The organism is Flavobacterium sp. C3NV (assembly GCF_046825355.2).
Classification (GTDB): Bacteria; Bacteroidota; Bacteroidia; order Flavobacteriales; family Flavobacteriaceae; genus Flavobacterium.
The window spans coordinates 113,572-132,224 of the sequence record NZ_JBKQBJ020000012.1; the positions used below are offsets into that span (position 1 = coordinate 113,572).

An 18,653-nucleotide genomic window follows, 5' to 3' on the forward strand; every position below is an offset into this window, starting at 1 on the left:
AATTTTAAACTTTAACAATTTACATAATTACGCTCAATTATTCTAGAATTTTACTCACAAATAATTATTTTCTTACTTTTGAATATCCCACGAAGGCGCTAAGACACAAAGAAAAGTTAACTTTAAAACTTAATGTGCTTCCATTTTTCCTGAATACTGCTTATCTTCTGTTGAAGTTTAGTTAAGAATTTCTGATGTTGTTCGGAATCCGGATTGAAGCTTCTGTGTCGGAGACTTTTTTGTATTTCTGAAACTTCCTGCATGGTCGAAATACTCTCTTCTGAAATATAGTTTTCACTGAATTTATGCCAGATATAATCGATTGCTACCTGATTAGGATGCAACATATCCTCGGTATAAAAACGATAATCGCGAAGTTCATCCATCATGATTTCGTAAGAAGGGAAATAATTATGAGTTATGAGTTGTGAGTTATGAGTTTTTAAAACCTCATGAAGACCCGCAAACAAATGTGATTTACTTAATTGATTTTCTGCAAAACCATCTTTGATATGTCGTACAGGCGAAACGGTAAAAATGAAGTTTATGTTTGGGTTTAAAACCTGAATTAAATCTATTGTATTCTGGATACTTTTTTGAATTACTTCAACAGGCAATAATTCTTTTGAGAATTGTTTTTGCGGCACTTTATGGCAATTGGCTACGATTTCATCACTTTCTATATTTCTATAAATCCAGGAAGTTCCGTACGTAATGATAATGTGCGTGGCTTCTTTTAAGTGTTTATAGGTTTCTGAAATAGCTTTATTCAACGTTTCCAGCAATTCTTGTCGGTCTGAATTACTTAAATCAGAATGAACTTCGTAACTATGCCAGCGCTCGTTATAAAAGAAGACATCTTTCTCTGTATAAAATTCTTCCTTAACTATTCTTTGAATTATTTTTTCGATCGACACTGGATTAAAAATAATCCCAAACGGATTTGTTGAGTTTTGAAATTTAAAGTAATCGAATTTCTCCGCCATATTTTCTGCAAAACAGGAACCAAGAGAGATCACTTTCGAATTATAATCGATTGGATTATTGGTTTTAGAAATTGGTATTTGGGTTCTGAATTGCATGGCTTTTTATTTAAACACGAATTTCACCAATTTTCACGAATAAAAAAACCAAATACAGAAGTATTTGGTTTTTATTCAATCTTTAAATATTCAAAGGCTAGTATGTATATTCTGTTATTTCATCACTATCAGAATCATCTGTTTGAGTTTGCTTTGTAGGATATCCTTTTGCATCGTATTCGTAAACACTATTAAAAATATTAGTTGTAATTTCCTCTCCCCGTGTGTAAACAGTTGTTAGTTTTGTTACATTATTTAAACTAGCGCTAGTTTCATGATCAATAAGTAAATTAAATCCTAATATATTTTTAAAAGGATTATTTTTAGCATCATATTCATATGTTTTAGTATACGAATATGAATCGAAAACCTCTGTTTTCTTCGTTAGGTTTCCATTTGTATAAGTTAAGATACCTTCGGAGCTTTTTGTTTCTACTTTTGTCGTCGGGTCAACAGCATAATTCACAAAAGATATTGTTCCATTTGTATTATAAGTGTATACTCTTTTAGAAATATAGGTTCTATCGCTCGCGATTTCAGTTAATACATCTGTTTTTAATTTTCCACTTTCATACGTAAGTTCATTTATAGAACTAATATTCCCTTCTTCTGCAAAATCTTCAATTTTAGTGATAACATCTCCAGTATAAGTGTACACTTCTTTATCATTTGCTGTATAACCAGCGCTTACTAACTTATTTCCGTCATAGATTAATGTTGCAAAATCATTATCACCCGGAGAGTCAGAATATTTATAACTAACTGTTTTAGGCAGAATGGCATCTGATCCGTTTTCGGAATCACTAGAACAAGAAGCTAGCGTTAAAGCAGCTACTACAAAAAGGCATAATTGTTTTTTCATTTTTGATTAGTTAATTTATTAATGCTGCAAACATACTATAACATTCAATCAAAACCATACGGGATTCCACATTAAAAGCACGTAATGATTCGCTTTATTATTACTACGGTTTTACGAAATATATTTCAAAAAAAATTAAAGCATCCGATAATTTCAGCTGCAAAAGAATATATTCTTAATAATTATAACCAATTACATCTGTAAATTGATCTGAACTCTTTTTTGTTGGATATCCATTTTCATCGTACTTATAAGTTAGTTTTTCAACATAAGTTTCTACACCCACTTCGGAAGTTACGGTTGTAATTTTTTCTGAAATATTATTAAGTCCAAAATCATTAATTCCAAAATCTCCATTAAACATATCATGTCCGCTGACAACTCCTCCTTCTAATAAAATAAGATCTAATCCTAAAATATTCTTTAGCGGATTGTTTTTATTATCATACTTATATTCATAAACATATTTATAATAAGGATTCAGGTCAGAATATTCTGTTTTGCTCTTCACCAGATTACCGTTTGTAAAAGTTAAAGTATGTATACCATCTTCCGGCTCAGCAGGATTTTCATGACGGTATACTTTATACGAAATTGTATTATCACTGTTGTGTGTGTATACTTTTTTATAATAAAAAGCGTCTTCTAATTGTGTAGGTAAAAAATAGCTTTCTTCTTTTAGTTTGCCATTATCATAAGTATACAAAGTCGTACTAAATAATTGATCATCTGTAAAACCTTCTGTCTTAGTAATTAAGTTACCCGTATAAGTAAAAACTGTTTTCATAATACGCCCATAAGCAAGACATGAAGCGCTCACAATTTTATTCCCGTTATATATTAACGTATTAACATCGATATTTTCCCCATTTTCTCCCTGATAGGTTATACTTTTTGGAGTTATTACTTTAACAGGCTCAATTGTGCCATTATTATCATCATTAGAGCAAGATGTGAGTACTAACAAAGAAGTGACTAAAAAGCAAAGTAATTTCTTTTTCATAGTGTTTTTATTTAATTGATTATCAAACAAAAAGAAACATTAAAAAAAAGAACAACTATCTGTATAAGTTTTATTACTAATAGTATAAGGCACATTTAATACATAAATCAGGTAACTAATAAAATTAACATTTTTAATAACATAAATCAACTTCACAAACTCAAACTATTCACTACTTTTGCATCTTCTATTTTTTTAACATTCTCTCTATATGAAATTATTATATTCTTATATAATCAAGCACAAAATGCTTTTGCTTTTTGCTTTGATTATGGCCTCTATAAACATCTGTTTCAGCTTATCAGACTCTATTATTACCGGTAAATTAATGCAGGATTGCGGAGTTGGTTTACATAAATACGAAGGAAATGAAATTGGTTTTTTAAAATCTTTATCCTTCTGGCTGGGCCTTTCGCTTGGTGCTGCCATGATATCCAGAATTACCAAAAACTTTCAGGATTACTTTACCAATGTAGTAATTCAGAGAACTGGAGCACAGATGTATACTGATGGTATCAAAAAATCGCTTGATTTACCTTATGCCGAATTCGAAGATCAGCGAAGCGGTGAAACTTTAAGCAAACTGACGAAAGTACGTTCTGACTCTGAAAAGTTAATTACGCTTTCGATCTCTTTGATTTTTCAAACCATTATCGGGTTCATCTTTGTTATTGTTTACGTTGCCCGAATTGATTATCGCATTTCTCTTATCTTTTTAGTTACTGCTCCTATTATTGCGTTAATTAGTTCCTATTTAGGTAAAAAGATTAAAATTGTTTCCCGAAAAATTGTGAATCAAACCAATGCTTTGGCAGGTTCTACTACCGAAAGTTTAAGAAATATCGAATTGGTAAAAAGTCTTGGATTAACGTATCAGGAAGAAAAACGTTTGAACTTAAATACCTTTAAAATCCTGCAACTTGAATTGGAGAAAATTCGTTTTATCAGAAGTTTGAGTTTTATTCAGGGCACCACAGTTCACTTTTTAAGAACTTGTGTGGTCTTTACTTTATATTATTTCTTGTTTGGAAATAAAATTATTGTAGGCGATCTTCTAACGATGGTTTTCTTTACTTTCTTCATTTTTGGACCTTTACAGGAATTAGGGAATTTCATTATTGCTTTGAACGAAACCAAAGTATCAATGGAAAACTTCAAAACTTTATTAAGTGCTCCAAAAGAATTCCGTCCTAAAAGTCCCAAACACGTTGGAGCGATTCAGTCTTTGCTTTTCGAAAATGTAAGTTTTCAGCATAAAACTGCCAAATTTAAAGCAGTTGAAAATATCAATTTCGACATCAAACAAGGAGAAACCGTTGCTTTTGTTGGCCCATCAGGATCCGGTAAAACAACTTTGGTAAAATTATTAGTGGGATTATATACGCCAGCCGAAGGTCAGGTACTTTACAATGATATCGATTCGACCGAAATTGATTTATTAGATCTAAGAAAACAATTAGGATTCGTAACGCAGGACGCGCAATTATTCTCCGGAACAATTCGTGAAAATTTATTGTTCGTAAGACCCAATGCAACCGATGAAGATTTGTACGACGCCTTAAAAAGAGCAAGTTGCGAAAAACTATTGCAACGTGCTGAAGATGGTTTGAATACTACAATTGGTGAAGGCGGAATTAAAGTTTCCGGTGGTGAAAAACAACGTTTATCTATTGCCCGTGCTATCTTAAGAAATCCAAATTTATTGATTTTTGATGAAGCAACGTCTGCTTTAGATTCGATCACCGAAGAAGAAATTAATGCTACAATTAGAAATATATCCGACCAAAACAGAATCACGGTTTTAATCGCACACAGATTATCTACCGTAATGCATGCTGATAAAATATTTGTTCTTGAACAAGGTAAAATTATCGAATCTGGTAAACATGAGGATTTGATTGTGGAGAAAGGTTTGTATTACGCTATGTGGCGTCAACAGATAGGCGAGCGTAAGTAAGTTTTTAAGTTGCTGAGATGCTAAGGCTCTAAGGCACTAAGTTTTTTTTTAAAAAAATAGTTCGTTAAACGTACTATTTGTCATTTCGACGAAGGAGAAATCTCCGCAAGTAACTCCGCAACGAGAATCAAATCTTTGTCGAGCTTCTTGCGGAGATTTCTCCTTCGTCGAAATGACATAAAAATGAGAAAAATTATAATACTATGAACACAAAACCCGACAGTTTTTTAAAAAACTGTCGGGTTTATTTTTTCTAAATACTATAAAAAACTTAGAACCTTAGTCCCTTAGAATCTTAGCAACTTTAAAAACCTTATTTCACAAAATCAATTGCGTGAGCTAAAGCTTCCTTAACTCCAGCAGCATTTTTACCTTTTCCGGATGCGAAGAAAGGCTGTCCTCCTCCATTTCCTTCAATATATTTCCCTAATTCTTTGATCACTGCATTTGCATTTAAGCTTTTGCTTGCTACCAATTCTTTAGCGATATAACAGTGAATATTTGGCAAACCATCTTCTACAGAAGCTAAGAATACAAATGAATCTGGTTTTGAACTTCCTAAAGCAGAAGCTAAATCTTTCGTAGAAGCCATACTTAAATCTACTTGTTTTGCAAGGAAATTTACTCCATTTACTTCTTGGAAATCTTTTTCTAATTCAGATTTTAAAGCACCTACTTTTTCTTTTAGTAATTGCTCTACTTGCTTTTTCAGTTTCGCATTATCATCCTGTAAAGAAGCTACTGATTTTAAAATATCCTGTGGATTTTTTAATGTCTCTTTTATTTCAGCTAAAGTATTCTCCTGGTTTTGATAGAAGTCTTTCACAGCATCGCCTGTAATCGCTTCAATACGACGAATTCCAGCCGCTACTGCACCTTCAGAAATGATTTTGAAATGCCAGATTTCTGCCGTGTTTTTCACGTGAATTCCACCGCAAAGTTCTTTACTGTCACCAAATTCAATCATACGAACATTATCTCCATATTTTTCTCCAAATAAAGCCATTGCACCTTTATCTAATGCTTCTTTAATTGGAATATTTCTGTGTTCTACTAATTGCAATTGTGCTTCAATCTGCGCATTTACACTTGCTTCAACCTGACGTAATTCATCCTCTGAAACTTTAGAAAAATGCGAAAAGTCAAAACGTAAATAATTTGGGTTTACCAATGACCCTTTTTGCTCTACGTGAGTTCCCAAAAGGTTTCTCAAAGCCAAATGCATTAAATGCGTAGCCGAGTGATTTTTAGAAGTTGAACTTCTTAAATCATTATTAACTTTTGCTGTAAAACCAGCTTCAATATTTTCAGGCAATTGTTTTGCAAAATGCAAAATTAAATTGTTTTCTTTTTTAGTATCGATGATTTCGATTGTTTCGTTTGCAGAAACCAACGTTCCTTTATCCCCCACTTGTCCTCCACCTTCAGGATAGAATGATGTATTGTCTAAAACGATTTGGTATAAAATTCCGTCTTTCTTAGAATCTACTTTACGGATTCTTGTGATTTTTACATCATTTTCTACTTGGTCGTAACCAACGAATGTTTCCACATTTCCGGGAATCAAAACGGTCCAGTCTTCTGTTGAAACTTCTGATGCAGCGCGTGAACGTGTTTTTTGTTTTTGTAATTCAACTTCAAATTCTTCTTCATTATAGGAGAAACCTTTTTCTTTTAGAATTAGAGCTGTCAAATCTTTTGGAAAACCAAACGTATCATACAATTCAAAAACCTTAGCCCCAGAAACCTCTGAACCTTTTGTTTGTGCAATTACATTGTCTAACAACTGTAATCCCTGATCAAGAGTTCTTAAAAAAGAAGCTTCTTCTTCACGAATTACATTGGTAACCAATTGTTGTTGTGATTTAATCTCAGGGAAAAATTCCCCCATTTGATTTGCCAGAACTTCAACCAATTTATTGATAAAAGGTTCTTTTGTTCCCAAAAATGTAAATCCGTAACGAATTGCACGACGTAAAATTCTACGAATTACGTAACCTGCTCCTGTGTTAGATGGCAGCTGTCCGTCGGCAATTGCAAAAGCAACCGCACGAACGTGATCTACTACTACACGAATCGCAATGTTTGTTTTATTTTGTTCTTCGCTGATGTTTTTAACTTCATCAGATGTATATTTTAAACCTGTAATTTGTTCTACTTTCTCGATAAGCGGTGTAAAAACATCGGTATCATAATTGGATGTTTTGCCTTGCAACGCCATACACAAACGCTCAAATCCCATTCCGGTATCTACGTGTTGTGCAGGAAGTTTTTCAAGAGATCCATCAGCTTTACGGTTGAATTCCATGAATACATTATTCCAGATTTCTACCACTTGCGGGTGATCATTATTTACTAAACTTTTTCCTGAAACTAAAGCTTTTTCAGCTTCCGGACGTAAATCAACGTGAATTTCAGAACAAGGTCCGCATGGTCCCTGATCTCCCATTTCCCAGAAATTATCTTTTTTGTTTCCAAGAATAATTCGGTCTTCATCGATTAAAGTTTTCCAGATATCCCACGCTTCCTGATCAAACGGAACATTATCTTCTTTACTTCCTTCAAAAACAGAAACATAAAGATTTTCTTTTGGAATTTTATACACTTCTGTCAATAATTGCCATGCCCAGTTGATGGCCTCTTTTTTGAAATAATCTCCAAAAGACCAGTTACCAAGCATCTCAAACATAGTATGATGATAGGTATCAAAACCTACATCTTCAAGATCATTATGTTTTCCTGAAACACGAAGACATTTTTGCGTATCGGCTATTCTTTTACTTTTTGGTGTTCCGTTTCCTAAAAAATATTCTTTAAACTGGGCCATTCCCGAGTTATTGAACATAAGAGTTGGATCGTCCTTAAGAACGATTGGAGCAGAAGGAACGATTAAGTGTCCGTTGCTTTTAAAAAAGTCTAGAAATTGTTTACGTACGTCTTGTGATTTCATGTTATAATTAGAAATGTGATAATTTGATAATGTGTCGATTAGATAATTTACTTCATCTGAAAATATGTTAATGTTGTTTTTTAATTAGAAATTTACCATTCAAAACAATAAATTTCACCTTAAAAACATTATCTAATTATCAAATTGACACATTATCTAATTCTATTTTATTCTTAAAAAAAAGCTTCGAACAACTGAAACATTTATTAAATTTGTTCGACTAACTTATTTTACAAGCTGCAAAAATAGGGTATTTTAAAATATGGCGAAAGTAAAATATTATTACGACTCAGAAAATCTGGCTTATACGAAAATAAAAACCAGAAAAAGAATCAAAATCGGTTATGCGTTACTGTTTTTGCTGGCTTCGGCATTATTTGGTTTTTTAGTTTTTGTACTATTAATTAATACTCCTTATTTCGAAACGCCAAAAGATCGTTTGCAAGCACGTGAAATCGAGAATTTGAAATTGCAATATGCGATTTTAAACAAAAAAATGGATGAAATTGATGATGTAACTGAGGCATTAGAAAACAGGGACAACAATATATACAGGGTTTATTTTAATAAAACCGAAATTCCGGATTCTATCAGGAAAGCAGGTTTTAGAGATCCTAAACGTTATAAAGATTTAGAAGGTTACAACAATTCGCAACTGGTATTAAGCACCACAAAACGAATTGACAGATTATCGAAAGAATTGGCTATTCAGTCGAAATCATTAGATGAAATTTTGAAACTGGCGAGTACAAAAGGAAATCTGTTATTGGCAATTCCTGCCATTCAGCCTGTCAGAAATGAAAATTTAAAACGAATGGCTTCCGGTTTTGGTTACAGAACTGACCCTTTCACGAAAGTGCGAAAAATGCATAACGGAATGGATTTCACTGCCAATACAGGTTCGCCGGTTTATGCTACAGGCGACGGCGTTGTAGAAAGAGCCGATGCCTCTGCTTCGGGGTTTGGAAATCATGTTGTGATCAGGCATGGTTTTGGATATGAAAGTTTGTATGCGCATTTAAGCAAATACAATTGCAGAGCCGGACAACATGTCAAACGTGGAGATGTTATTGGATACGTAGGAAGTACAGGAAGATCTGAAGGACCGCATTGTCATTATGAAGTGCATAAGGACGGAAAAGTCGTGAATCCTTTGAATTTTTATTATGGAAATATTTCGGCCGCAGAATACGTCGCAATTTCACAAATGGCCAACCAGGAAAATCAGTCATTAGATTAATCCTCGAAAAAGTAGTATTTTTGAAATTAAAATAGAAAATTAAAAAAACATGCATATTGAGCTTTCAAAAGATAAAAGGTATTATAGCATTGGTGAAGTGGCCAAAGCCTTTAATGTCAATGCATCATTAATACGGTTTTGGGATAGCGAATTCGATATTTTAAAACCTAAAAAGAACGCTAAAGGCAATAGAATGTTTACGCCCGAAGATATTACCAACCTGCAACTGATTTATCATTTGGTTAAAGAAAGAGGTTTTACCTTAGATGGCGCCAGAACGCACCTGAAAGAGGGACAAAAGAAAACATTAGATAAATTCGAAATAATACGTAAATTAGAGACCATAAAAACACAATTAAACGAAATCAAAAACGAATTGTAATTAAAAATAGAAATAAACTTAAATTAAAACGAATATGAAAAAATGGTTAATCCCCGTAGGAATTATAGTAGTACTGATTGCTATTATTGCTTTTTGGTCAATTGGAATTAAAAATACTGGTTTGCAAAAAAATCAAGCCGTTAATAAAGAATGGGGAAATGTTAGCACAACGTACCAAAGAAGAAATGATCTTATTGGAAATTTAGTGAACACGGTAAAAGGTGCAGCAGATTTTGAAAAATCAACTTTGACAGCTGTAATCGAAGCTCGTGCAAAAGCTACTTCGGTAACTATTGATCCAAGTAATGTAACTCCTGAACAATTGGCTCAGTACAACCAGGCTCAAAGCGGAGTATCTTCATCATTATCAAGATTATTGGTTTCTGTTGAACAATATCCAACATTGAAAGCAAACGAGAATTTCTTGAAATTACAAGACGAATTGGCTAGTACAGAAAACCAAATCTTAACAGCAAGAACTCGTTTTAACGAAGCTGTACAAGATTATAATGGTTATGTTCTTGCAATTCCGAATAGCTGGTTCTTAAGCTACAAAGAAAAACCATATTTTGAAGCTGTTGCAGGAGCTGAAAAACCAGTTGAAGTAAAATTCTAAAAAACCAGATTATAAGATTGATAGACTTCTTAGAATTTAAGATTTAGTCAAAAAATCTAAAATCAATAATCTAAACTCTAAAATACACCATGTCTAAAGTAGAAGATTTTTTATCCAAAGAAGAAGAATTGACCATTGTTGAAGCTATTCGCGTGGCTGAAAAAAATACTTCTGGCGAGATTAGAGTACATATAGAACAAACAACTTCCAAGGTTCCTTTTGACAGGGCTTTGGAAGTTTTTCATGAATTAAAAATGGATGAAACCCAGCAACAAAACGGGGTTTTATTTTACTTTGCCGTAGCAGATAAAACATTTGCTATTTGCGGAGACAAAGGCATAAATGATCTTGTTGCAGCAGATTTTTGGGATTGTACCAAAGATGCCATGATCAGCCAATTTAAGTCGGGAAACTTTAAACAAGGTATTGTCGATGGTATTTTGAATGCCGGCGAACAATTAAAAAAATACTTTCCGTGGTCTGAAGGTGACACTAATGAATTATCAAACGAAATCTCAAAAGGATAAATAATGAAAATTTCCAAAAACAAAATATCTTATTCAAAAGGACTTTTTCAGTTTACCTTTTTGTTCATCGCTTTTTTTACTACCAATTGTATTTTTGCACAATTTACAATTCCGGAAAAACCAACTTTGCAGACTTCAGTTTATGATTATGCAAATGTTTTAAGCGCCTCTGAAAAAACACAGCTGGAAGAAAAACTAATTCGGTACTCAGATTCTACTACGACTCAAATTGTAGTGATTACAATCGAAAGTTTAAAGGGTGAAGATGTGAGTCAGCTGGCTACAAAATGGGGACAAACCTGGGGAATTGGAGGAACAAAGCAAGATGATAATGGTGTTGTTATTTTATTGGCTAAAGCCGAAAGAAAAATTGCCATTAATCCCGGATACGGAGTTGAAGATCGTTTGACTGCAGGAATTGGCGGAACCATCATCAGGAATATTATTATTCCGGAATTTAAAGCCGGAAGTTTTTATAATGGGCTTGATAAAGGAACAGATGCCATAATTGATGTTTTTAAAGGAAAATTTAAAGGCGAACGCAAGCAAGCCAAAGGAAACGATTTTCCGATATTGCCATTCATTGTTATTGTTGTAATTGTATTAATTTTACTGGCGCGTAATAAAGGCGGTGGAGGAAATTCAGGCAATAATAGCGGCGGAGGCCCTAGTCTGATGGATGTAATTCTTTTAAGCAGTCTTGGAAGAAGCAGCGGTGGCGGATTTGGAGGTTTCGGCGGCGGATCATCTGGCGGTGGCGGAGGCTTCGGTGGAGGTTTTGGCGGCGGCGGATTCTCTGGTGGAGGTTCTAGCGGAGGCTGGTAGAAAACAAAGTCACAGTTTGCAGTGACAGTTTTCAGTTTTAAAAATTTATAATTTACAATTAATAATTCAATATAGATGTTATCACATAAAGCAAAATACGCCCTTAAGGCCTTACTTTATTTAGCAGAACAAGACGAAAATCACATTTCAAGAACAATTGAAATTGCTGATGGCGCCAATATTCCTAAAAAGTTTTTAGAACAAATTTTATTGGATCTAAAACGAGGACGTTTTGTGAGTAGTAAGCAAGGAAAATTTGGCGGATATTATTTGATACGCTCCAAAAACGATATTACTTTGGCAGAAATTCACCGTTTATTTGACGGTGCAATTGCGCTTTTACCATGTGCTTCGTTAAACTTTTACGAACCATGCTCAGATTGTAAAACTGAGGAAGAATGCAGTCTAAGACATGGTCTGATGATCATTCGCGACGAAACTCTTAAGGCAATGCAAGGCATAACAATCGCCTCACTTGTAAAGAAATAAAAAAATATTTCTTAATTCCTAGTAAATCTATAGAATTTACATATATTTGCAAAAAAACCAACAAACCATTTACAAAATTTTAAACCCTATGAAAGTAAATTACAATCGATCAGGTGTGTCAAAAAATCTTTTGCAAAGAAACCAAAATATTCATTTCACGAATGTGAAAAACAATTCTTCTATGATGTGTATGTGCTGATAAAAAAAATTTTATTTTAAATTCTACTAATCACATATACTTAATATAAAAATGAAAAATTCTATAAAAAATATACTTACAATATTATCCTTTTTAACTTTCTCAATATCATTTGCCCAAAACATTGAAGGTGTAGTTAAAACTAGCGAAAACACACCACTTGAAGCTGTTAACGTTGTTATTAAAGGAACAACTACCAATACCACTACAGATAGCGAAGGAAGATTTACAATCGACAGCAAAGGAAAACTTCCTGTTACCATTTTAGTTCAGTATGTAGGTTACAAAACTACAGAAATAGAACTTGCTGATTTACCAACTGCTCCATTACAAGTAACACTTAGAGAAGAAAATGAACTTATAGAAGTTGTCGTTTCTTCACGACGCAGAATAGAAAAAGTTCAGGATGTGCCAATTGCCATTTCTGTTATTACAGGTAAACAAGCAGAACAAACAGGCGCTTTTAATGTGAACCGTATTAAAGAATTGGTTCCTTCAGTACAATTGTATTCTTCTAACCCAAGAAATACCGGAATCAACATTCGTAGTCTTGGTTCTCCTTTTGGACTTACCAATGACGGAATCGATCCTGGAGTTGGTTTTTATGTAGACGGTGTTTATTATGCACGTCCGGCTGCTACAACTTTAGATTTTATCGATGTAGAACAAATCGAAGTATTACGCGGACCACAAGGATCTTTGTTTGGAAAAAACACTACTTCGGGTGCATTTAACATCACAACCCGTAAACCAAGCTTTACTTCAGGAGCTGATTTTGAAGTGAGCTACGGAAACTATAATTTCCTGCAAGCTAAAGCCTCTGTAACAGGAGCTTTAGGAAAAAAAGTAGCAGGTCGTTTGTCTTTCTCAGGTACACAACGTGATGGTCTTATCGATAACGTTGCTACAGGAAGACCTACAAATACATTAAATAACCAAGGAATTAGAGGTCAGTTACTTTGGACTCCAACAGTAAATACCAATATTATATTGGCAGCAGATATTACAACACAACGTCCTGACGGATATGCTCAGGTTGTTGCAGGTGTTGCGCCTACTCAAAGAGCTGCTTATCGTCAGTTTGATGCTATTATTAAAGATTTAAATTATCAATTGCCAAGCTTAAATGCTTTTGATCGTAAAATTGATCATGATACTCCATGGCGTTCAGGACAAGATATGGGAGGTATTTCTCTTAATATCGATACCAAAATTGGTTCGGGAACACTTACTTCAACAACAGCGTGGAGATTTTGGAACTGGGATCCATCAAATGACAGGGATTTTACAGGATTACAAGTATTGGCATTATCTCAAAACCCAACAAGACAAACGCAATTTACACAAGAAGTTCGTTACGCAGGTCAGCTTACAGAAAAAATTAGCGGTGTTGTAGGTGTATTTTTTATCGACCAAACTTCTCAAACAGATGGTACAGAAGAATCTGGTAATGCACAATGGAGATTTGCTCAAAGTACAACCAGCCCATTATGGAAAACTCCGGGACTTTTTGAAGGATACGGAATCAAAACAGATGCCAACATAAGAGCATCAAGTGCGGCAGTATTTGGACAAATTGACTGGGCTATTACAGATCGTCTTCACGTTTTACCAGGATTAAGATATAACTTTGATAAAAAAGACGCTCATTATTCTCGTACAACATACGGAGGTTTACAAACTACTGATCCGGCATTATTAGCTTTGAAAAAATTAGTGTATTCTGATCAGGCATTTGATTCTAGTACTGACAACACTGACTTTTCTGGAAACATAACGTTGACTTTTAAAGCATCGGACAAAATCAATGCTTATGCTACTTATGCAAAAAGTTACAAACCGGTTGGTGTAAACGTAGCGGGACTTCCTACTGATTCAAAAGGTGATCCTTTATTAGATCTTGCGGTAATTAAGCCAGAGAAAGTAAACCATTACGAGATAGGTGTAAAAACTTCACCGTTTAGAAATTCAGTATTCAACCTTGCTTTCTTTAATACAGAAATCAAAGATTTTCAAACCAACGTTCAGGCAGCTGAATTGGGTGTAAACCGTGGATATCTTGCTAATGCAGATAAAGTACGTGTAAGAGGTGCTGAATTGGATGCCAGCTTTGTTATCAGTCAAAACTTAACTATAAATGGTGCTGCAACTTATACAGAAGGTACTTATGTTAAATTTACAAACGCACCGCTTCCATTAGAAGAAACAGGAGCTCCGGTAGCCTTCAAAGATGTTTCAGGAACTGATTTACCAGGAGCTTCAAGATGGGCAGGATCTCTGGGAGGTGAATATTCTAACAAAGCAAGATTCTTCGGAAATGCCGGAAAAGCTTTCATCGCATTAGATTCTTACGCTCGTTCTGAATTTTCATCTAGCCCATCGGCTTCAAAATACTTAGTCGTTCCTGGTTATGCTATTTTTAATGCCCGTATTGGTTTCCGCGCTTCGCAAGGTTTATCTGTTCAATTCTGGGGACGTAACCTTTTAAATAAAGATTACTACGAACAATTATTGCCAGCTGGTGGAAACACAGGACAATATGCTGGTGTAATTGGTGACCAAAGAACTTATGGCGTAACTTTAAAATATTCACTATAATCACAGTTAGTTAGTTTAAATATATATGAAACGAGACGGGTTTTTAAATCTGTCTCGTTTTTTTTATGAATTGAAATCACAAAATAGAACTTAAAACAAATTTTATTGTTCGATACATCTATTCTGATTTGTATATATTCGCAGCCTGAATAGATACAAATTGAATGAAAGTTCTCCAATTATTACTCTTTTTTATTTTTATTAGTCCCTTTTTATCAGCACAAAGTCTGAAAAAGACCGATCAGCAAACCTTAACCTGGATAAGATATTACAATATTTTGCCGATTACTGAAAAATGGGCAATACATTCTGAGATTGACAACAGGAGTTTTTTAAATCCCGTGCATGAAAATTTATTTGTTCTAAGATTTCAGGCAAGATATCGCATTCATAAAAATATAGATATAGGTGGCGGTTTTGCTTATTTTAATGTGAACACGCAAGACCCTCACATTGATCCTGATTATTCTGCTCCTGAATACCGAATTCAGCAAGATATTACCTTTATTAATGATATTGCCAAAGTTACTTTTCATAACCGTTTTCAGCTCGAAGAACGTTTCATTCAAAAAGCAAATAAAACAGCATTACTGGATGATTTTTCTTTTGCATATCGATTTAGATACAGATTACAAGCAACATTTGATCTTTGGAAAAAAGAAAAACAAAGCTTAAAAGGAACAATTTCGGATGAAGTGATGTTCAATTTTGGAAAAGACAATAAACGAAATACTTTCGATCAAAACCGAATTTATGCTGCTTTGCGTTATCATTTCACTCCCAATATTGGTTTGGAATTAGGTTATCTAAAAAGCTTTCAAAGACGTTCAAGCGGAATTGATTTTTATGATCGCGATATTATCAGATTTACTGTTTATCATAGAATAAATAGGAAACCAAGGATTTAGAAAATAAAATTCCAATATAAAACTCAGACGAAGCAAATCTTTGGGCAAAAAAAAGACGCACTGCTGTGCGTCCCTAAGTTAAAACCTTTGAACCTCTGTCACTTTGTCCCTTTATTAATCCATTCTCTGTCTCTTCTTCCCTCCCTTTTCTGCACCGGCAAAGTTTCCTATTTTATAACTTACTGAAAACATTACATAACGTTTCAGTACGGTATTTTCTTCATCACGAATAGAGGTTGCCGAAATAGTTCTTGTAGCACTTTGGTTCTGATTCAAAACATCATAAACTTTCACTTTTGCGTAGACTTTTTTATCAAAAAAACCGTAAGATAAACTGGTATTCCACAAATAGAAATCTTTTTTGAAGTTGCTCGAAATACTTGAATTGTAAGTATATCCAAAATCATTACCAAAAATTAGATTCTCCGGCCAGTAACTTGTCGTTTGCAAATTGATTCTGTGTACTACATTCGAACTGGCATCTCTCGAAGAGTTTTCATAATTGGTCTGATTGTATGATAAACTATACGATGGCGAGATAATAAGCAATTCTCCATATTCGTAAGTCAAGTTTACTTTTGGCGTTACAGCCGTAGATTTTGCATTGTACAAAATAGCATTGGTAAAACCTTTATCGAAAGAATAACTACCGTTTAACCCAAAACCATATCGTAAAACATGAGCGTCTCTTTTTATCGATTGATTCCAATTTCCGCCAACCGAAGCCATGTAAGTTCCCGAAATATTGACATAAGTAGTAGTTCTTTTTCCGCTATCATCATAAATAGAAGTCGAAACCACATCGTTATTATAATAATCTCCTTTTACATACAAACTGTAACCGGAGCGTGTACGGAAATCGTAATTTCTAAAACTAAAATTAGCGCTGTTTTTTTCGATAGGCTTCAAATCAGGATTTCCTGTTATGGTATTTAACGGATTGGTTAAATTTAAAACCGGCATTAATTGAACCGCTGAAGGAAGTGCATTTGAATAATCGTATTTGAATGATAAATTCTTTGAACGGCTAAACTTATACCTTACCTGAAAATCTCCGTATGGCAAAGCATATCGTTTGTTTAAATCGGTTGTATTATTAAGATATAACGAATGATTATCAAACTCTACAATGGAAGTTCTCGAATTCAAATTGACCGTATATTTACTTTTTTGCCAGGTAATTCCAATTTTGGGACTAAACGAATTTTGCTTTGAAGTCGTATAATTGCTCAAAGAATCATTTAAACTACTATACGATTGCGATGCTGCATCAAAATCGAATGTTTTTACGTCTTTCATATCTTTGTTCCAGTCAAAATCAGACCCAAACCTTATTCTCAATGAATCTGTTACAGGCTCTGTATATTCAAGCTCAAGAGAATAATTATCAGTAGTATTTTTGTTATTACTTTTCTGATTACGATCATCATTTGGCTTAGCATCCTTATAAAAAATAGTTTGAGAAAGATTCAAAGCCTCAGCATCTGTTTTGGCATTATTATTATCAAAAACAACACTAAAATTACGGGCCTTTTTCTTAAAAGCTTTATTGAAGTTGATCGTGTTGCCAAAAGTAGTATTGTCACTTTCTGAATATGATTTGGCTGTACTTTCATTCAAAGCTTCTCCGTTTTCATCCTCAGAAAAACTAGACGAAGTCGAATTACTATTCGAACGGGATTGATTGAATTTTGGCACTACAACCAATTTCGTTGTGGGATCAATTTTATATTCTAATTCAAAATTTACGTTATTTCCTGTATTTTCATTTCTTGTTTTAGAATCAGATGAAGTGGCAATATTTCCGGTTGGTAAAAAACTAACCTGATCAGATTTACTATCGTTATTATTAATCGAATTCGAAAAATTATAACTTCCCATTGCCATCAATTTTTCCGACCAGTCATCAGAATAATTAAGTCCTACTAAATTCGACTGCGTGATACCTTTACCGCTTCCTGAACTGCCGCCGCCGCCACTGTTTCCTTTTGCATTTCGGCCGCCTCCCATATTATCAAATACCTCATCCATTGCAAAACCTGTAGAATTGATATTATTCGATGAAGCCAAAACACTAATCTTTTGCTTATTGTTGAAATAATTCAATAAAAGACTGCTTTCGTAACGATCATCAGAGCCATATCCTCCAAGAATTTTCCCGAAATAACCTTTGTTTTTCTTTTCGTCAATTGTGATATTTATACTCGAATAATCCGAAGTCGATTCCTGCTTCGAAAGCTCTTCTTTCTTGGTTTTAAAATCCGAAACCTGAATTTTTTTAATGATTTCTGCCGGCAGATTCTTCAACGCAATGGCACCATCTTTATCAAAAAATGTTTTTCCGTTTACCAAAACCTGATTTACTTCGCGTCCGTTTACGGTAACTTTACCATCTGTACCCACATCAAAACCAGGCAATTGTTTCAACAAAGTTTCAACATTCGAATCTGGCCTTACTTTGTACGAAGCGGCATTAAACTCCAGAGTATCTTTTTTAATCGTAATAGGCGGAGCTTCGCTTTTTATAACCACATTATCCAAAGCATTTGCAGCCTCCAATAAATACAATTTGCCAAAGTCTTTACTTTCAAGAAGTCCTTTTTCCTCCTCAAAATAAGGTTGATACCCCATATAATTTACCTTTAAGAAAATAGGCTTGTCGTATTTTTTGGTTTTTATGCTAAAGGATCCGTTTTTATCGGTTGTAGCATATTCGATTACAGTAGAATCTTTTACGGTTGTAAAATAAACGGTTGCCAACTCCAGCGGTAATTGCGTATTAATATCTACAACGGTTCCTTTAAGGACAATTTCATTCTGGGCACTTGCCGAATAACAAAAAAGAGAAAAAATTAGAAAATAATAAATTTTGGTCATAAAATGGTTGGTTAGAAATAGTAAGACTCAAGTAGAGTTAAAAGGTTTAATTGTAAGCTCAACATTTACTCAAACAGTGTGCCATTAACCTGGATAAAAAAATTTCGATCAATAAAAAGACATAAAAAAAGTCCCCAT

14 protein-coding genes are annotated in these 18,653 nt (G+C 33.9%); 9 read left to right on the forward strand and 5 right to left on the reverse strand.

Annotated elements, in window-relative coordinates; translation table 11 throughout:
- Window positions 1-122: 122 nt before the first annotated feature.
- The 3 genes from ACIDC4_RS17345 to ACIDC4_RS17355 form a co-directional block, all read right to left on the reverse strand.
- Window positions 123-1,082 carry a GSCFA domain-containing protein gene (locus ACIDC4_RS17345; RefSeq protein WP_230035634.1) on the reverse strand — a complete coding sequence of 320 codons (960 nt, stop codon included), beginning with the start codon at window positions 1,080-1,082 and terminating at the stop codon, window positions 123-125.
- Between the two features lie 97 nt (window positions 1,083-1,179).
- The gene (locus tag ACIDC4_RS17350) at window positions 1,180-1,944 is read right to left on the reverse strand and encodes a hypothetical protein (protein WP_412043008.1); all 765 of its coding nucleotides are present in this window, start codon (window positions 1,942-1,944) and stop codon (window positions 1,180-1,182) included.
- 175 nt (window positions 1,945-2,119) lie between these two features.
- Window positions 2,120-2,947, reverse strand: coding sequence for a hypothetical protein (locus ACIDC4_RS17355; RefSeq protein ID WP_412043007.1), 828 nt, complete (start codon window positions 2,945-2,947; stop codon window positions 2,120-2,122).
- A gap of 211 nt (window positions 2,948-3,158) precedes the next feature.
- Here ACIDC4_RS17355 and ACIDC4_RS17360 point away from each other — a divergent pair, with 211 nt between their 5' ends.
- Window positions 3,159-4,904 carry an ABC transporter ATP-binding protein gene (locus tag ACIDC4_RS17360; protein ID WP_230035629.1) on the forward strand — a complete coding sequence of 582 codons (1,746 nt, stop codon included), beginning with the start codon at window positions 3,159-3,161 and terminating at the stop codon, window positions 4,902-4,904.
- Between the two features lie 313 nt (window positions 4,905-5,217).
- Here ACIDC4_RS17360 and alaS read toward each other — a convergent pair whose 3' ends face one another.
- Window positions 5,218-7,854: an alanine--tRNA ligase gene (gene alaS, locus ACIDC4_RS17365; protein ID WP_412043006.1), complete on the reverse strand. Its 2,637-nt coding sequence runs from the start codon at window positions 7,852-7,854 to the stop codon at window positions 5,218-5,220.
- 262 nt (window positions 7,855-8,116) lie between these two features.
- Between alaS and ACIDC4_RS17370 the strand changes: the two genes are divergently transcribed.
- The 8 genes from ACIDC4_RS17370 to ACIDC4_RS17405 all read left to right on the forward strand — a co-directional run bounded on the left by ACIDC4_RS17370 (window position 8,117) and on the right by ACIDC4_RS17405 (window position 15,638).
- Window positions 8,117-9,094: a peptidoglycan DD-metalloendopeptidase family protein gene (locus ACIDC4_RS17370; protein WP_230035624.1), complete on the forward strand. Its 978-nt coding sequence runs from the start codon at window positions 8,117-8,119 to the stop codon at window positions 9,092-9,094.
- 49 nt (window positions 9,095-9,143) lie between these two features.
- Window positions 9,144-9,476: a MerR family transcriptional regulator gene (locus ACIDC4_RS17375; protein WP_055094707.1), complete on the forward strand. Its 333-nt coding sequence runs from the start codon at window positions 9,144-9,146 to the stop codon at window positions 9,474-9,476.
- A 34-nt stretch (window positions 9,477-9,510) separates the two neighbouring features.
- Window positions 9,511-10,092: a LemA family protein gene (locus tag ACIDC4_RS17380; RefSeq protein ID WP_078008523.1), complete on the forward strand. Its 582-nt coding sequence runs from the start codon at window positions 9,511-9,513 to the stop codon at window positions 10,090-10,092.
- 89 nt (window positions 10,093-10,181) lie between these two features.
- Window positions 10,182-10,619: a TPM domain-containing protein gene (locus ACIDC4_RS17385; protein WP_412043005.1), complete on the forward strand. Its 438-nt coding sequence runs from the start codon at window positions 10,182-10,184 to the stop codon at window positions 10,617-10,619.
- Between the two features lie 3 nt (window positions 10,620-10,622).
- Window positions 10,623-11,444 (forward strand): TPM domain-containing protein, encoded by an 822-nt coding sequence (locus tag ACIDC4_RS17390; protein WP_412043004.1) that lies wholly within the window; start codon window positions 10,623-10,625, stop codon window positions 11,442-11,444.
- 75 nt (window positions 11,445-11,519) lie between these two features.
- Window positions 11,520-11,933 (forward strand): RrF2 family transcriptional regulator, encoded by a 414-nt coding sequence (locus ACIDC4_RS17395; protein WP_041517419.1) that lies wholly within the window; start codon window positions 11,520-11,522, stop codon window positions 11,931-11,933.
- 250 nt (window positions 11,934-12,183) lie between these two features.
- Window positions 12,184-14,730 carry a TonB-dependent receptor gene (locus tag ACIDC4_RS17400; RefSeq protein ID WP_412043003.1) on the forward strand — a complete coding sequence of 849 codons (2,547 nt, stop codon included), beginning with the start codon at window positions 12,184-12,186 and terminating at the stop codon, window positions 14,728-14,730.
- 164 nt (window positions 14,731-14,894) lie between these two features.
- The gene (locus ACIDC4_RS17405; RefSeq protein ID WP_412043002.1) at window positions 14,895-15,638 is read left to right on the forward strand and encodes a DUF2490 domain-containing protein; all 744 of its coding nucleotides are present in this window, start codon (window positions 14,895-14,897) and stop codon (window positions 15,636-15,638) included.
- 114 nt (window positions 15,639-15,752) lie between these two features.
- Here the strand turns inward: ACIDC4_RS17405 and ACIDC4_RS17410 are convergent, their stop codons facing one another.
- On the reverse strand, window positions 15,753-18,515 hold the full coding sequence (locus tag ACIDC4_RS17410) for an outer membrane beta-barrel protein (RefSeq protein WP_412043001.1): 2,763 nt from the start codon (window positions 18,513-18,515) through the stop codon (window positions 15,753-15,755).
- Window positions 18,516-18,653 lie beyond the last annotated feature (138 nt).

What these genes read in the sequence shown, in the direction of transcription:
- ACIDC4_RS17395 (WP_041517419.1), top strand. Translation starts at nt 11,520, where the DNA reads ATGTTATCACATAAAGCAAAATACGCCCTTAAGGCCTTACTTTATTTA.
- ACIDC4_RS17350 (WP_412043008.1), bottom strand. Translation starts at nt 1,944, where the DNA reads ATGAAAAAACAATTATGCCTTTTTGTAGTAGCTGCTTTAACGCTAGCT.
- ACIDC4_RS17375 (WP_055094707.1), top strand. Translation starts at nt 9,144, where the DNA reads ATGCATATTGAGCTTTCAAAAGATAAAAGGTATTATAGCATTGGTGAA.
- ACIDC4_RS17380 (WP_078008523.1), top strand. Translation starts at nt 9,511, where the DNA reads ATGAAAAAATGGTTAATCCCCGTAGGAATTATAGTAGTACTGATTGCT.
- ACIDC4_RS17360 (WP_230035629.1), top strand. Translation starts at nt 3,159, where the DNA reads ATGAAATTATTATATTCTTATATAATCAAGCACAAAATGCTTTTGCTT.
- ACIDC4_RS17410 (WP_412043001.1), bottom strand. Translation starts at nt 18,515, where the DNA reads ATGACCAAAATTTATTATTTTCTAATTTTTTCTCTTTTTTGTTATTCG.
- alaS (WP_412043006.1), bottom strand. Translation starts at nt 7,854, where the DNA reads ATGAAATCACAAGACGTACGTAAACAATTTCTAGACTTTTTTAAAAGC.
- ACIDC4_RS17385 (WP_412043005.1), top strand. Translation starts at nt 10,182, where the DNA reads ATGTCTAAAGTAGAAGATTTTTTATCCAAAGAAGAAGAATTGACCATT.
- ACIDC4_RS17390 (WP_412043004.1), top strand. Translation starts at nt 10,623, where the DNA reads ATGAAAATTTCCAAAAACAAAATATCTTATTCAAAAGGACTTTTTCAG.
- ACIDC4_RS17405 (WP_412043002.1), top strand. Translation starts at nt 14,895, where the DNA reads ATGAAAGTTCTCCAATTATTACTCTTTTTTATTTTTATTAGTCCCTTT.
- ACIDC4_RS17355 (WP_412043007.1), bottom strand. Translation starts at nt 2,947, where the DNA reads ATGAAAAAGAAATTACTTTGCTTTTTAGTCACTTCTTTGTTAGTACTC.
- ACIDC4_RS17400 (WP_412043003.1), top strand. Translation starts at nt 12,184, where the DNA reads ATGAAAAATTCTATAAAAAATATACTTACAATATTATCCTTTTTAACT.
- ACIDC4_RS17345 (WP_230035634.1), bottom strand. Translation starts at nt 1,082, where the DNA reads ATGCAATTCAGAACCCAAATACCAATTTCTAAAACCAATAATCCAATC.
- ACIDC4_RS17370 (WP_230035624.1), top strand. Translation starts at nt 8,117, where the DNA reads ATGGCGAAAGTAAAATATTATTACGACTCAGAAAATCTGGCTTATACG.